Annotated in this window: 15 protein-coding genes and 1 pseudogene; 9 read left to right on the top strand and 7 right to left on the bottom strand. The window is 62.7% G+C overall.

Annotation, left to right across the window (positions count from 1 at the left end; genetic code table 11):
• Nucleotide 1: 1 nt before the first annotated feature.
• From LB525_RS01490 to LB525_RS01465, 6 genes and pseudogenes are all read left to right on the top strand, one after another.
• A complete protein-coding gene (locus LB525_RS01490) occupies nt 2-556 on the top strand; it encodes a DUF4142 domain-containing protein (protein WP_224543120.1) in 555 nt (184 codons plus the stop codon).
• 224 nt (nt 557-780) lie between these two features.
• Nucleotides 781-1,076, top strand: a pseudogene (locus LB525_RS01485) (Rid family hydrolase).
• A 21-nt stretch (nt 1,077-1,097) separates the two neighbouring features.
• Complete coding sequence (locus LB525_RS28660; protein ID WP_224543118.1) at nt 1,098-1,268, top strand: transposase; 171 nt, start codon at nt 1,098-1,100, stop codon at nt 1,266-1,268.
• The gene (locus LB525_RS01475) at nt 1,265-1,474 is read left to right on the top strand and encodes a hypothetical protein (protein ID WP_224543117.1); all 210 of its coding nucleotides are present in this window, start codon (nt 1,265-1,267) and stop codon (nt 1,472-1,474) included. The genes LB525_RS28660 and LB525_RS01475 overlap by 4 nt, the downstream gene beginning before the upstream one ends.
• Complete coding sequence (locus LB525_RS01470; RefSeq protein WP_224543116.1) at nt 1,422-2,327, top strand: hypothetical protein; 906 nt, start codon at nt 1,422-1,424, stop codon at nt 2,325-2,327. The genes LB525_RS01475 and LB525_RS01470 overlap by 53 nt, the downstream gene beginning before the upstream one ends.
• Nucleotides 2,328-2,699: 372 nt before the next feature.
• Entirely contained in the window at nt 2,700-3,521 is an 822-nt protein-coding gene (locus tag LB525_RS01465) for a hypothetical protein (RefSeq protein ID WP_224543115.1), read from the top strand.
• Between the two features lie 49 nt (nt 3,522-3,570).
• Here LB525_RS01465 and carB read toward each other — a convergent pair whose 3' ends face one another.
• The 4 genes from carB to LB525_RS01445 all read right to left on the bottom strand — a co-directional run bounded on the left by carB (nt 3,571) and on the right by LB525_RS01445 (nt 9,350).
• Nucleotides 3,571-7,074, bottom strand: a complete 3,504-nt coding sequence (carB, locus tag LB525_RS01460) for a carbamoyl-phosphate synthase large subunit (RefSeq protein ID WP_224543114.1) — start codon at nt 7,072-7,074, stop codon at nt 3,571-3,573.
• 300 nt (nt 7,075-7,374) lie between these two features.
• Nucleotides 7,375-8,163 carry an SH3 domain-containing protein gene (locus LB525_RS01455; RefSeq protein ID WP_224543113.1) on the bottom strand — a complete coding sequence of 263 codons (789 nt, stop codon included), beginning with the start codon at nt 8,161-8,163 and terminating at the stop codon, nt 7,375-7,377.
• Entirely contained in the window at nt 8,147-8,956 is an 810-nt protein-coding gene (locus LB525_RS01450; protein ID WP_224543112.1) for a metallophosphoesterase family protein, read from the bottom strand. Before LB525_RS01450 ends, LB525_RS01455 begins: the two co-directional genes overlap by 17 nt.
• Before the next feature lie 37 nt (nt 8,957-8,993).
• Nucleotides 8,994-9,350 (bottom strand): ArsR/SmtB family transcription factor, encoded by a 357-nt coding sequence (locus LB525_RS01445; protein ID WP_140838528.1) that lies wholly within the window; start codon nt 9,348-9,350, stop codon nt 8,994-8,996.
• Nucleotides 9,351-9,543: 193 nt separating this feature from the next.
• Between LB525_RS01445 and LB525_RS01440 the strand changes: the two genes are divergently transcribed.
• Nucleotides 9,544-10,722 (top strand): MFS transporter, encoded by a 1,179-nt coding sequence (locus LB525_RS01440; RefSeq protein ID WP_224543111.1) that lies wholly within the window; start codon nt 9,544-9,546, stop codon nt 10,720-10,722.
• 30 nt (nt 10,723-10,752) lie between these two features.
• Here the strand turns inward: LB525_RS01440 and LB525_RS01435 are convergent, their stop codons facing one another.
• Nucleotides 10,753-11,217 carry a MarR family winged helix-turn-helix transcriptional regulator gene (locus LB525_RS01435; protein WP_224543110.1) on the bottom strand — a complete coding sequence of 155 codons (465 nt, stop codon included), beginning with the start codon at nt 11,215-11,217 and terminating at the stop codon, nt 10,753-10,755.
• Between the two features lie 189 nt (nt 11,218-11,406).
• Between LB525_RS01435 and LB525_RS01430 the strand changes: the two genes are divergently transcribed.
• On the top strand, nt 11,407-12,198 hold the full coding sequence (locus tag LB525_RS01430; RefSeq protein ID WP_224543109.1) for an SDR family NAD(P)-dependent oxidoreductase: 792 nt from the start codon (nt 11,407-11,409) through the stop codon (nt 12,196-12,198).
• A gap of 176 nt (nt 12,199-12,374) precedes the next feature.
• Here LB525_RS01430 and LB525_RS01425 read toward each other — a convergent pair whose 3' ends face one another.
• Nucleotides 12,375-12,974, bottom strand: a complete 600-nt coding sequence (locus LB525_RS01425; RefSeq protein WP_224543108.1) for a LysE family translocator — start codon at nt 12,972-12,974, stop codon at nt 12,375-12,377.
• 99 nt (nt 12,975-13,073) lie between these two features.
• Here LB525_RS01425 and LB525_RS01420 point away from each other — a divergent pair, with 99 nt between their 5' ends.
• Nucleotides 13,074-13,940, top strand: a complete 867-nt coding sequence (locus LB525_RS01420) for a LysR family transcriptional regulator (protein WP_224543107.1) — start codon at nt 13,074-13,076, stop codon at nt 13,938-13,940.
• 7 nt (nt 13,941-13,947) lie between these two features.
• Here LB525_RS01420 and LB525_RS01415 read toward each other — a convergent pair whose 3' ends face one another.
• Nucleotides 13,948-14,595: a glutathione S-transferase family protein gene (locus tag LB525_RS01415; protein WP_224543106.1), complete on the bottom strand. Its 648-nt coding sequence runs from the start codon at nt 14,593-14,595 to the stop codon at nt 13,948-13,950.
• Nucleotides 14,596-14,629: the final 34 nt, after the last annotated feature.

The raw sequence follows: 14,629 nt of genomic DNA, 5'->3' as shown, positions 1-14,629 counted from the left end.
GATGAAAACGCTGCTGCCCCTGGTCGCCGTCGCGCTTCTTGCCGGCGCGCCCGCCGCGTTCGCCCAGTCGGACAATTCAGACGCCGTGGGACCGATGGTGACCGAGAACAAGGTCGACACCCAGACCTTCGTCACGACGGTGCCGAATGCCAACATGTTCGAGATCGAGTCGAGCAAGCTGGCGCAAGAGAAGTCGGCGTCGGCCGACGTCAAGGCCTTCGCCGCGCAGATGATCAAGGATCACAGCAAGGCGGCCGAGGATTTCAAGACGGCGCTCAGCCAGGGCCAGACCACGGCGTCGATCAAGCCGGCCGGCCCGGCGCTGCAGCCGAAGGAGCAGCAGCTGATCGACGACTTGAAGGCTACGAGCGGCAAGGAATTCGACGCCAAATACATCAAGATGCAGGCCGACGCGCATAAGGATGCGGTGGCGCTGTTTTCCACCTATGCCAATTCAGGCGACGACCCGGCGATGAAGGAATTTGCCAAGAAGACGCTGCCGGTGCTGAAGATGCACGAGAAGCATGTGAAGGAACTGGCGGTGGCGCATCAGTGAGGGGGCGCCCTTGCTTTCTCCCCCTGTGGGAAAAGGTGGCCGCGAAGCGGCCGGATGAGGGGTGCTCCAGGGAATGCCGACGCCTCATTTCGCTGGAACACCCCTCATCCGTCTCGGCGCTGTCGCGCCGATCCACCTTCCCCCACAAGGGGGGAAGGGAGAACCAGCGCTGGCGTTCCCCCGCTGCCCCGATAAGCTCCCGCCAAAACAAAGGGAGGACCGCCATGGACAAGGAAGTCATCGAAGTACCCGTGATGTCGGCGAAGGTGCGCTCGCTTGGCCTGCCGTGCTCGACGGCGGTGCGGGCCAACGGCTTCGTCTTCATCTCGGCGACGCCGCCGGTCGACATGGCGACCGGCGAGATGGTGCGCGGCGACATCGAGACCCAGACCGAGGCGTCGCTGAAGGCGCTGAAACACTGCCTGGAAGCGGGCGGCAGCTTTAGCGTGAACCCGCCGGCGCGCAGTTTCGTGCCTGGCCGATGGAGTTCGATATTGAGATCGAGTGCGTGGTGGCGTGATTGCGATAACGATCGGGCACCATGCGTCAGATTTACGGCCTCCATCACTGGATTTCTGACAAGCATCTCGGCAACTATCTTTCCGAGATGACGTGGCGCTACAATCGCTGTGATCTCAAAGACGGAACGCGCATGAACGCACTACTCGCGCAGAGTGAAGGCCGCCTCACCTACAGGGAGCTAATTGCATGAGCAAAAAGCTGAAACGCGCCGTGGGATTGAAGGGTATGCCTTTTGGTAAGGCCCTTGAGAGATTGTTCCGTGTTGACCCGAAGGAAATAGAGTCGGAGATTGAAAAGACAAAGCGTAAAGAGGGGGAAAACGAGCGCTATGTCGAAGAACGTCATGAAAGTATCCGACGAGGGGCAAGGCGAGCACCACGAAAATTTCGTCCTTGATTTCCTCTATAATGACGCTCGCCGGATTGGATCATTCCTCGCGCAATTCGAGGACTCTGGAACTCTACAGCAAGTAACCCAGCATGAGAGCGTAGCGAAAGGTAACAAGCGGGGCTGGCGGATTGGGCTTGGCGGCGGGGCTAATATTGCTGGCACAGGCGGCACAGGTGAAATCAGTTTCGAGCGTAGTCCGGCCGAAGTTGGTTCTGAGGCATCGGAACTCGTATTTGACCCCTTGTGGGCTAATGCACTGACGCTCCTCGACTATCTCGCTGGTCGCGATCTGATCGAGCCAAACATTGCCAAAGCAGGCATCGGCCAGTTTGTAAAAGTGACGGGAAATCTGCGGATACACGATTTAGGAATATTGAAGCTGCTTTGGGATATCCCAGCCGTTCGGCGGCAGATGGGCGGCGTCGGCTCCATGAGCAAAAACCAGGCGAAGCGGCTCGATCCCGCAACCAAAGCCGCCGCCGACGGTTTGGAGCTAGGAATAGAAGTTATGAAAGTGTTGCCGCACGGAATTAGCGCACGATTGACGGCAAGCGGCGGCGTAGAAGTTTGGGCGTCTCTCCATTCGGATTCTATCACCGGATCGACAGCGGACTTGTTTCTAAAGCATGGTGATCAGATCGCTGGACAGTGGAGCATGCTGGGAGTGCTCGACGCGGAACCGACTGACATTCAGCCAACCAACTTCACCAACGAGGAATCCGGCCTGCGAATATTCACAAATGGGTTCAGCCATATCCTTGATGTCTTAGGGCCGCTTACGCGGATGTTCCTGGGGCGTCCATCTGGTGCTTATGGAATGACGCCCTTGGTGATTTACCGCGAGGTAGCGCGCCGTTAATGACCTCACCGGGTCAGATCCGTTTTGTATGAGGTCCGAGTATGCAACCCAGACGTTCGCATCCCTCGCTACGATATCGAGTTGGTGAACTCGCGGTAGCTCGAACAAGCTCTTGCGCAAGGGTGATGCGCCATAATTCGAGGTATGGAAGGCGGCAATCTCCGCCTCGTATCCTGGTCATATGACGACGGATTGCGTGGTATGCCTAAAGATTTCTATTGAATTTGTCCGATTCTGGTCCAAGTTATGGTCATTGTTGGCATCGAGCATTGTTTCGTTGTGTAAAAGCACAATAGACGCACAACTGAGGCGCGGGAGGGTGATCGAGAGTGCTGGGTACGGCATCATTCGGTCCTTCATGGGGGGAATGTCATGATAAGTGACTTGATACAATTTGTTGTTGAATCCATAAATAGAGATCGGCGACTGAGAATTATACTCGGAACAATAATACTAGCTGTATCAGTAATTTTTATTTACTCCATATATATCTATAAACTTAGACCTACTGACTTTCTTGATACAATAGGCCCGGCGCTGGTTGCGATATTGTTTTCTTTTGTTGGCATTAGTCTGGCAGTAACCGATCAGAAAGTTAGAAGAAATAAGGCGAATGGCAAGCCGGGTGGCAAGAAGGACTTCGGTGACGATAGCTTAACAAAAAATAAATCTACAGAGCTCACTGACGTTTTTCATGAATTTCGAGTTCGCATGATCTACGATTCCGACAGGTTGAAATTCAATAGCTTCAAGAATTTGGCTATAGGTATCATATTTTCATTTTCCGCTCTGTCCTTGCTCGCTTTTTTTGTGTTGTGGCAGGATATAGACAGATTAAATTACGACTATGTCAAATATTTTATGCAATGGCTGGTTCCAAGGATAGCAATAGTCCTTCTTCTGCAATTTGTCGGTTTCTTTTTCTTGCGGCTATACGTTGCGAGCGAGCTTGATATAAAGCATAATAAGAATGAGATTACCAATATAGAGGCGCAAGTCATGGCGTATGCCATGTCAAAAGAATTTGGGGCTGACTTGGTTAAGTTTGTTATTGAAAAGCTTGCTATGACAGAAAGAAATTTTATTATAAAGCAAGGAGAAAAGACAATATCTATCGAGAATGAGTCGCAATTTAACGACCTAAAAGATATTATTGGCAAGTTGGTAGATAGGATACCTACGGAAGTGAAATAATTTACGTCAATATATAATCGACACTGCTTCTTATCCGCGTTGGATCAAGTTATCCAAAATACTCCTGCAGCGGCCTCACCTCCAGGTTCCCCGCCCGCAGCGCCGCAATCGCCTCGGCCACCGCTGCCGCACCCGACAACGTCGTGTAATACGGCACTTTCTGCATCAGCGTTGCCCGCCGCAGCGACTTCGAGTCCGACACCGCTTTCTGGCCATCCGTCGTGTTGAACACGATCTGGACCTGGCGGTTGCGGATGGCGTCCTCGATGTGGGGGCGGCCTTCGAGCACCTTGTTGATCTTTTCGGCCGTCACGCCGTTCTCGGCAAGGAAGCGGGCAGTGCCGGAGGTGGCGAGCACTTTAAAACCCTGGCCGGCGAGGCGCTTGACGGCCGGCAGGATGCCCTTCTTGTCCTCGTCGCGCACGGAGACGAACAGCGTGCCGGAGCGTGGCAGGTCGACACCCGCTCCGAGCTGGCTCTTGGCGAAGGCCAGCGCAAAGTCGCGGTCGAGGCCCATGACCTCGCCGGTCGAGCGCATCTCCGGGCCGAGCAGGATGTCGACGCCGGGGAAGCGGGCGAAGGGGAAGACGGCCTCCTTGACCGCGATGTGACCCGGGTTGCGCGCATCGGGCATGGCGCCGTAATGGGCGAAGGCGTTTTCAAGCGTCTCGCCGGCCATGATGCGGGCGGCGATCTTGGCGATCGGACGCCCGATGGTCTTGGCGACGAAGGGCACGGTGCGCGAGGCGCGGGGGTTCACCTCCAGCACATAGACCGTGCCGTCCTTGATCGCATATTGCACGTTCATCAGGCCGCCGACATTGAGCGCGCGGGCCAAGGCCGCCGTCTGCCGCTCCAGCTCGTCGACAAGGTCGGAGGGCAGCGAGTGAACGGGGAGCGAGCAGGCGCTATCGCCCGAATGGATACCGGCTTCCTCGATATGCTCCAGAATGCCGGAGACGAAGGTATCCTTGCCGTCGCACAGGCAATCGACATCGACTTCGATGGCGCCTGAGAGATAGGTGTCGAACAGCAGCGGGTTCTTGCCTAGCAGCGTGTTGATCTGGCCGGTCTTGTCGTTGGGGTATTTCTGCTTGATGTCCTCCGGCACAAGGCCGGGCACGGTGTCGAGCAGATAGGTCTGCAGCATGCCTTCGTCATGGATGATCTGCATGGCGCGGCCGCCGAGCACATAGGACGGGCGCACCACCAGCGGGAAGCCGAGCTCGCCGGCGACGAGGCGCGCCTGCTCGACCGAATAGGCGATGCCGTTCTTCGGCTGGCTGAGGTTCAGCTTGTGCAAGAGCTTCTGGAAGCGGTCGCGGTCCTCCGCCAGGTCGATCATGTCGGGCGAGGTGCCGAGGATCGGAATGCCAGCCTTCTCCAGCGCGTCGGCCAGCTTCAGCGGCGTCTGGCCGCCGAACTGGACGATGACGCCGACCAGCTCGCCCGAGGCCTGCTCGGCGCGCAGGATCTCCAGCACGTCCTCCGCCGTTAGCGGATCGAAATAAAGGCGGTCCGACGTGTCATAGTCGGTCGAGACCGTCTCCGGGTTGCAGTTGACCATGATCGCTTCATAGCCGGCGTCGCGCAGGGCGAAGGCTGCATGGCAGCAGCAATAGTCGAACTCGATGCCCTGGCCGATGCGGTTCGGGCCGCCGCCGAGGATGACGACCTTCTTGCGGGACGAGACGCGCGCCTCGTTGGCGGCCTCGCCGACGAAGGGCACTTCATAGGTCGAGTACATATAGGCGGTCGGCGAGGCGAACTCGGCGGCGCAGGTGTCGATGCGCTTGTAAACCGGATGGACATCGAGCTTTTCGCGAAGCTTTTGAACGACTTCGGCATCGGTCCTCGTCAGCGAGGCGAGGCGGGCGTCGGAAAAGCCCATCGCCTTCAGCATGCGCAGATTGACGGCGTCCTGCGGCAGGCCATGCTCGCGGACGCGTTCCTCCATGGCGATGATGCCGGCGATCTGCTCGAGGAACCACGGGTCGATCTTGCACATGGCGTGCACGTCTTCCAGCGAGGTGCCCATACGGATCGCCTGCGCCACCATGCGCAGCCGGTCCGGCGTCGGCGTGCCGAGTGCGGCGCGGATGGCGTTGCGGTCGTCGGTGTGGCTGGCGGCGGTGCTCCCGTGGCCAAGGCCCGGAATCTCGATCTCATCCAATCCGGTGAGACCGGTTTCCAGTCCGCGCAAAGCCTTCTGCAGCGATTCCTGAAAAGTGCGGCCGATGGCCATCACTTCGCCCACCGACTTCATGGCGGTGGTCAGCACCGGCTCGGCGCCGGGGAATTTTTCGAAGGCGAAGCGCGGGATCTTCGTCACCACGTAATCGATGGTGGGCTCGAACGAGGCCGGCGTCGCGCCGCCGGTGATATCGTTCTCCAGCTCGTCCAGCGTGTAGCCGACGGCAAGCTTGGCCGCGACCTTGGCGATCGGGAAGCCGGTGGCCTTCGAGGCAAGCGCCGACGAGCGCGAGACGCGCGGGTTCATCTCGATGACCACCAGGCGGCCGTCGGCCGGGTTGACGGCGAACTGCACGTTGGAGCCGCCGGTCTCGACGCCGATCTCGCGCAGCACCGCGATCGAGGCGTTGCGCATCATCTGGTATTCCTTGTCGGTCAAGGTCAGCGCCGGCGCGACGGTGATGGAATCGCCGGTGTGCACGCCCATCGGATCGAGGTTCTCGATCGAGCAGATGATGATGCAATTGTCCGCCTTGTCGCGGACGACCTCCATCTCATACTCCTTCCAGCCGAGCACGCTCTCCTCGATCAGCACCTCGGTGGTGGGCGAGGCATCGAGGCCGGACTGGACGATGTCGTAGAATTCGGCGCGGTTGTAGGCGATGCCGCCGCCGGTGCCGCCCATGGTGAAGGAGGGGCGGATGATGGCCGGCAGGCCGACATGGTCGAGCGCCTGGGCGGCGATCGCCATGGCGTGGCTGATATAGCGCTGCTTGCGGTCGCCTTCGCCGAGGTTCCAGCGGGTTTCCAGCGCATCGAGGGCGGCGTCGAGGTTTTCGGGATGTTCGGCCTTCAGCGCGGCGCGCTCGGCCTCATGCGTCTTGCGGTCGGCGTTCTTGACGTCGGTGGCGTTGGCCAGCATCGATTTCGGCGTCTCCAGCCCGATCTTGCTCATCGCCTCGCGGAACAGCGCGCGGTCCTCGGCCTTGTCGATGGCTGCCGCATCGGCGCCGATCATCTCTACCTGATAGCGCTCGAGCACGCCCATGCGACGCAGCGACAACGCGGTGTTGAGCGCGGTCTGGCCGCCCATGGTCGGCAGCAGCGCGTCCGGCCGCTCCTTGGCGATGATCTTGGCCACCACTTCGGGCGTGATCGGCTCGATATAGGTGGCGTCGGCCAGCTCCGGATCGGTCATGATGGTGGCCGGATTGGAGTTGACCAGGATGACGCGGAAGCCCTCTTCCTTCAGCGCCTTGCAGGCCTGGGTGCCGGAATAGTCGAACTCGCAAGCCTGGCCGATGACGATGGGGCCGGCCCCGATGATCAGGATCGACTTGATGTCGGTGCGTCTTGGCATGTCTACGGGTTCCGTTCGGCGAGCAGCTTGCACGAAAAACCGGGCGGGAAGGACCCGGCCGGTTGTGCTTGCGATTCTGGTATCAGGCTAGGAGGGCCTTATAGGGAAGAGTTTTGGCGGATGTAACCCCGAAAATGAGGGGAGTAGGGGAGTAGGGCAATAGGCAGTAGGGAGTAGGGAGTAGGGAGTAGGGAAAAGGTTCGCAACATGCAGAACCAGTTGGGGAATGCTCCCTGCGGCTGCAGCCTACCCCTACTGCGCTACTGCCCTACTGCCTTACTCCCTTACTCCCTTACTCCCTTACTCCCCTACTGCCACCTGATCCGTGATCTCGAAGCGTTCGGAGACGCCGATGCGGATCATGTTGAGGCTGCCTTCGCGGGTGAAGCGGAATTCGTCGGAGGAGTCGGAGCCGGCGGGCTTGCCGTCGTGGAAATTGATGAGGCGCGTGCCGCCGTCCGGCCAGGTCACGGTCACGACGCTGTCGCCGCCCTCATGCGCGACACTGATTTCGCAGCGGGTCATCGGCTGGCCGACATGGCGGGCGCAGGGGATGCCGGCGTCCGGGGTGTCGGACCCGGCGCTGGCCGAGGCCGCGAAGGCGAGAGCATACGCGTCCTGCATCGCGGTCCTGCCGATCTCGGCCGCAGATGGCGGCTCGGCCGGCTCCCCGCCGCCCAGGCGCGCCGCTATATCAGGCTGCGGCTCCTCGGAAGGTTGAGGCGCAATTGCCGCGGCCGCCGGCGCGGCGGCATCTTCAGGCGCCGGGGCAGGGTTGTTGGGGCTGAGATAGCGGGCGGGCGCCCAACCGACGATATGCGCATCCTGCGTATCCTCGACCTTGCACCATGGATAGCCATTGACCACGTTGCAGCCGAAATTCTTGACGGCCGTGCCGTTCGGCAGCCGCGCCGCCACCTTTCCACTCGGCGAAGCGGTGACGCGGATATTGAGGAGATCGTCCGGCGCCAGGCCGCCGATAATCGAAACGATCGGTCCCGGCGCATCCTGGGCCATGGCCGGCAGGGCCGCCGCCAGCAATGGAGCGACGAAGAACAGCGTCGATGGGAGCCTAACCTTGCGCTTCATGCATAGGCTCCGCTCGATCGGGATATGAACTCCGCTCAATCCTCATAAATCCGGTCCGCAGCGCGTGTGCCCATTCCGGCCGTCCCGCCTGTTCGGCCTGCTTTGCGGCGGCTTCATGGTCGTAGTCCACAGCGATCGCCGCGAAGCGGTCGGCGCGGCCGGGCCCGTCCAGCTCGACGATGCCGTAGCGGGCGTGCGGCGAGCCTTGCTCGGAGACATGCGCCGGCGGCGTGTCATCGTCATAGGCGGGGCAGCCGACGCTGCCGGGGTTGAAGATGACCGGACCGTCGGGGGTGCGGATCAGCTCGTTGCGATGGCTGTGGCCGCACAGCACCAGGCGGCAGGCCGGATCGAGCGACTTCAGCCGGCGCCTGATCGCGGCGAGCGGCGCGCGCACCAACTGGCCGTCGACAATGGCGTCGGAAAGATATTTTTCGTCATGGTCCGGCCGGGCGTGGAAGGCTATGACGCCGGGCACGATCTCCAATGTGAGCGGCAGGGCGAGCAACGCCTCGCGCTGCGGCGCGGTCAACCGCTCCTGGGCGTAGCGGTCGGACGGCCACATGGCTTCACCGGCCACGTCCTGGGCGACGCGCCGGTCGTGATTGCCGCGCACCGTCGGCAGATTGAGCGCCTGCAGCCGTTCCATCGTCTGGCGCGGCCAGAGCGGGCCAGACACGCAGTCGCCGAGATTGACGATGATGTCGGCGCCGCCTCGCTGGTTCAGATCGTCGAGCACAGCGTCCAAGGCGAGCACGTTGCCGTGGATGTCGGCCACTACGGCGATGCGCATGAGAGCTCCATGACAGGCAATTTCGTCAGCGCCGCAATCAGGCCTCGAGTTCCATCTCGGAGGTGCCGACCGCCGGCAGATCCTTGTCGCCGTCAGCCGCGGCGATCACGCTGTCGAGCAGGCCGGGAAAGCGCTTGTCGAGGTCGTCGCGGCGCAGCGTGATAAGCCGGCTGGTGCCGGCAGCCTCGCTGCGGGTGACGCCCGCCTCGCGCAGCTTGGCGAGGTGGTAGCTGAGATTGGTCTTGGAGGCGAGGTCGAGGAACTTGCTGCAGTTCATCGGCACGCCTTCCTTGCGAGCCAGATAGCGGACAATGGCAAGCCGGGTCGGGTCGCCGAGCACGGCGAGCACGATCGGCAGGCTGATCTGGTCGGCGGTTGGATGGGGCAGGCTCATGGCCCAGAATTAAGCACAAACGGCACGAACTTCAACGCGGCTTCCTTTTTTGCCGACAGACATAGCCTCTTCCTTTCGGCCCCGTCCTGACACAGGGCTGTCAGCAGGGTTCAGCTATTTTCTCCCGGCTCGGTTGACATCATGCCCCGCTATGTCCAATTGTTCAATAACCTTTGAACTAAGGACAGTTTCCATGGACAAGCGGATCTTCTGGCTTGCGCTCGGATCGTTCGCGATCTCGACCGAAGGCTTCGTCATCTCCAGCCTTCTTCCCGACATCGCCACTGACGCTGGCATCTCCGTGCCGCTCGCCGGCTCGCTGATCACCGCCTTCGCGCTCGCCTATGCGTTCGGCGCGCCGGTGCTGGCGACGCTGACGGGGGAATGGGACCGGCGGCGCGTCATCTTGTGGACGCTGGTGTTCTTCGTCCTTGGCAATGTTGCTGCCGCGCTCAGTTCGTCCTTCGAGGTGCTTTTGATCGCCCGCATCGTCATGGCGCTGTCGTCCGGCCTGTTCGCGGCGACCGCGCAAGGTACCGCCGTTGCGCTGGTCGACGACCACCACCGGGCGCGCGCCATCGCCGTCGTCGTCGGCGGCACCACTGTGGCGGTTGCCGTCGGCGCGCCGCTCGGCGCGCTGGTCGCGGCGATTGCCGGCTGGCGCGGCACTTTCTTCGCCATTGCCGGGCTCGGCGCGCTGGCCGGTGCGATCCTCTGGTACCGGTTGCCGCGCGGCATCGTCGGCACCAAGCTGCCGCTGAGGGCGCGGCTGGCGGCGGCAGTGCGGCCCGGCGTGATGCCGATCCTGCTGACCACGGTGCTGGCGCTGATCGGAGCCTTCACGGTCTTTGCCTTCATCGCGCCCTTGGCCATAGAAGGCGGCGGGCTCTCTCCGATCGCGCTGCCGGGCATGCTGCTCGCCTTCGGCGTCGGCGCCGTCATCGGCAACATCGCCGGCGGGCAGGCCGCCGACCGCTTCGGCGCCACCCGAACCGTCGCCTGGTCGTTGGCGCTCTCCGCGGCGATGCTCGCCACCTTCTCGGTGATCCCGACCTTCTTGCCGCATCATATCGCCGGGCCGGCCTTGATGGCCATGATGGTGCCTTGGGGCATTGTCGGCTGGGCTTTTCCGCCGGCGCAGGCGAGCCGCATCATCAAGCTGGCGCCGGATGCCGCGCCCATCGTGCTGTCGCTCAACGCCTCGGCGCTCTATCTGGGCGTCGCGCTGGGCGCGGTGGTTGGCGCCGCAGTGCTGCGCTTCGGCGCGCCGGCCGATCTCGGCCTGATTGCGGCGGTGTTCCCGATCGTCGGGCTGGGCGTCGTGCTTGCCGGCCGGATGTTGGCCCGCCCCGTGGCGATGCCGGCCGAGTAACTGTTCAAAGCCTGATCGGCGGCTGCTTCTTCAGAGCGAAGGAGCGACCGTCGGCATTTCCAGATCGAGATCGGCCACCGCGTCCAGCGCCGCGCGCAGCTTTGCCGCCTGCTCCGCGCCAACCTTTTTCTCGAAGTGCCGCTGCGCGACGCTCCACAGCTTGAGCGCCTCGTCGAGCTTGGCCTGTCCTGGCGGCGTCAGCCGCACGCGCTTGACGCGGCGGTCGTCCTTGTCGGGGAAGGTCTGGACATAGCCGTCGCGGATCAGCGGCTTCAGCGTATGGCCGAGCGCGGACAGATCCATGATCAGCGCTTCGGCGATGGTGCCCATCGCCGGCTCGTCGCTGATGTGGATCTGAAAGAGCAGCCCGAACTGCGTGCTCTTCAGGCCCGAAGGCGCCAGCGCGTGGTCGTAGAAGCGGCCGAGACTGCGCGCGGCACGGCGCAGCGTGGCGTTGTTGCAGTTGCTGAATCCTGGCTTGTGAGCTTCGGTCATGATCACTCCTCGCCGGCGCGTCGACGCGCCAGCCTGCCGCAGAAATAGTTTTCACCGCCGCCGTTGACAAGATAGTGGCATATACCTACTTCGCCGAAAGTGGCATATGCCACTAAGTTGGATCAGAAGCCCGGCAGATGATCGGATGGTCGGCGCTGGGCCAAGCGAAGCGAACAAAGGAACAGGACAATGAGCACGGACAATAAAGGCACAGCCGTCATCACTGGCGCCTCGTCGGGCATAGGCGCGGTCTATGCAGACCGGCTGGCAGGGCAGGGATACGATCTGGTGCTGGTGGCGCGGCGCGCCGACCGGCTGCGGGAGTTGGCGGACAAGCTGGCCTATGCCTATGGCCGCAAGGTCGAGACGATCATCGCCGACCTTGCGGTCGATGCCGATTTGCGCCGCGTCGAGCAGGCGGTGGCGGCGGATGACAGCGTGACGCTGTTGGTCAACAATGCCGGCGTGGGTGGCCTGGAGACGATCGCCGACGCCGACGCCGACGCGGCCGAGCGCATGATCAAGGTCAATGTCGTGGCGCTGACCCGGCTGACCCGCGCGGTGCTGCCCGGCCTGCTTGCGCGCAATCGCGGCGGGATCATCAACATCGCCTCGGTCGTTGCCTATGGCATCGCCGTCGGCGGTATCTACAGCGGCACCAAGGCCTATGTCGCCAACTTCACGGAAGCGCTGCAGAAGGAAGTCGCCGGCACCAATGTGAAAGTCCAGTCCGTCGTGCCCGGACCGGTCCGCACCGAGTTGTGGGACGTCTCCGGAATCAGCCTTGACGGGATCAATCCGGACTGGATCATGAGCGCCGACGATCTGGTCGACGCCGCGCTTGCCGGGTTCGCTCAGGGCGAGACCGTCACCGCGCCCGGCCTTGCCGATGCGGCTGGGCTGGCCACCTATCTCGGTGCCCGGGACCAGTTCTTCGGGAGTCTGTTCTCCGGCAAGCCGGCGGCGCGCTACGCCGTCTGAGGCTGGTTCCTCGCCCCCCGGGAGGGGGGGAGAGGTGGCCGCGACGCGGCCGGAGAGGGGGCTTTCATAGGGCGAGTTCGTCGCCGGATCCTTGGTCAGGGCGGCGCCAGTCCCCCTCTCCGTCTCGGCTTCGCCGAGCCACCTCTCCCCCACCTTCGTGGGGGCGAGGAACAGCACTACACCGGCCGCCACATCTGCAGGATCGAGGCGGCCAGCAACAGGCCGAGCACAATATTGAGCGCGCGCCACTGGCGCTCTGTCTTGAGCAGACGGGCAAGCAGGGTTCCCGCCACGCACCACAGCGACAGCGAAAAGGCTGCGGTCAACCCGAACACGGCGCCCAGCAGCAGCGCAAGCTGCAACGGACCATCCGCCAGTGCCGCGAAGGATGCGGCGGCGCCGAGCCCCATCGCCCAGCCTTTCGGATTCATCCACTGGATGCCGGCGCCGCCGAAAAAGCTGTTCGGCCTGGCCATGCTGATGTCGAGGTTGGGCGGGCCGCTGCGGCCGATCTTGATCGCCAGCCAGATCAGATAGAGAGAGCCTGCAATTTTCATGGCAAGCTGCAGGGATGGAATGGCGGCCAGAAGTCCAGCCATGCCTGCCGCGCCCGCGGCGGCCACGGTAGCCAGCCCCGCGGCGCTGCCGGCCATCAGCGGCACCGAACGGCGGAAGCCGAATTGTGCGCCCGACGCGGTCGACAACGTCGTGGCGATGCCGGGCGTCGAGGTCGAGATCAGCGCGAACAGGACCAGGGGGATGATGGTGTCTGACATGCGGGCCTCCCAATCGGGGAGCAGACATACTTAGGCGCTTGGCAGCATCAGTAAATGCAATGTTTGGTATGGTTTGCATTAGCGATTATAATACCGGGCATGATCCGCGATCTCGACACGACCCTTATCCGCACCTTCGTCACCACCGCCGACAAGGCCAGCATGACGGCGGCCGCCAATGCGCTTCACCTGACGCAAGGCGCCGTCAGCCAGCAGGTCAAGCGGCTGGAGGAGGTGCTCGGCCAGAGCCTGTTCGAGCGCGACCGCCGCGGCCTGAGGCTGACGCGGGTGGGCGAGCGGCTGCTCGACAAAGCCCGCCACCTGCTGCAGCTCAATGACGAGATCCTTGCCGAGATCAGGGGAAGGGCGGTTGCCGGACAGGTGCGGATCGGCGTACCTTACGACCTTGTCGGCACGCTGCTCGCGCCCGTGCTGAAGGCCTATGCGGAAGCCTATCCGCAGGTGGAGATTTCGCTGATCTGCGCGTCCTCGCCGGAACTCGCGGCGGCCCTGGCGGCGGGCACCATCGACCTTGCCGTCATCGAGGAGCGTGTCGGCCCGACCCTTGGCGAATGCCTGCTCGTCGACCGGCTGGTCTGGGTCGGCGCCAGAGGCGGGACGGCACGCCTGAAGCGGCCGCTGCCGGTTTCGATCGTCGCCGACACCTGCGCCTTCCGACCGGCGGTGCTGGCCGCACTTGGCGAACACGGGCTCGACTGGCGCACAGTATTCGAGAACGGCAACATCGATGCGACCACCGCGACAGTGCGCTCGGACCTTGCCGTGACCGCATGGCTTGCCTCGACGGTTCCGGCCGATCTCGACATATTGTCAGACGCCGGCCTTCCGGCGCTGCCGAATTTCTCCGTCAACCTGCATCTGCCGAAACATGCCGCCGCGCCGGCCGCAAAGGCTTTTGCCAGCCATATCCGCGAAGGTCTTTCCCGCTATCGGCAGGCGGCGTGACGCGGCGTCAGCCTTTCGCTGCCATGGCGACCGCCAATTGCGCGTCGAAAGCGCGCTTGAAGGCCGGCCGCGCCTCGCCGCGGGCGACATAGGCGGCAACGTTCGGGAATTCGTTCAGCAGTCCCGATCTTTGCAGCCGGCGCAGCACGCCCACCATGACAAGGTCACCGACGCTGAAGGCGCCATCGAGCCAGTCGCTGTCGCCGAGATGGTGGGAGAGCTGGGCCAGCCGCTTGCGGATGCGGTCGTCGACCAGGGGCAGACGCTCGTCGTGCCACCTCGCGTCGCGCTCCATGATCACGGCCGTCGCGCGGTCGAGGATCGGCGGCTCCACTGTGCTGTACGCGGCGAATATCCAGGCGACCGCGCGCGCCCGGGCGTTCGCATCATCGGGCAACAGGCCTGCGTGACGCACCGCGATGTGAAGGACGATCGCGCCTGACTCGAACAGGGTGAGATCGCCTTCTTCATAGGTCGGGATACTGCCGAAGGGATTGATCGCAAGGTGCGCGGGTTGCTTCATCGCATCGAACGAAACGAGGCGAATATCATAGGGCTGGCCGACTTCCTCGAGCGCCCAGCGCACGTGCATGTCGCGCGCGAGCCCCCTGCCGCCATCGGGTGATCGTTCAAAGGCGGTGATCGTGGGCATCATTGGCGGCTCCTGACCGTTCAATCGTCGTTCAAAA

The sequence above is a fragment of the Mesorhizobium sp. CA16 genome (assembly GCF_020165175.1).
Classification (GTDB): domain Bacteria; phylum Pseudomonadota; class Alphaproteobacteria; order Rhizobiales; family Rhizobiaceae; genus Mesorhizobium.
This window is presented reverse-complemented; position numbering and strand designations above follow the sequence as displayed.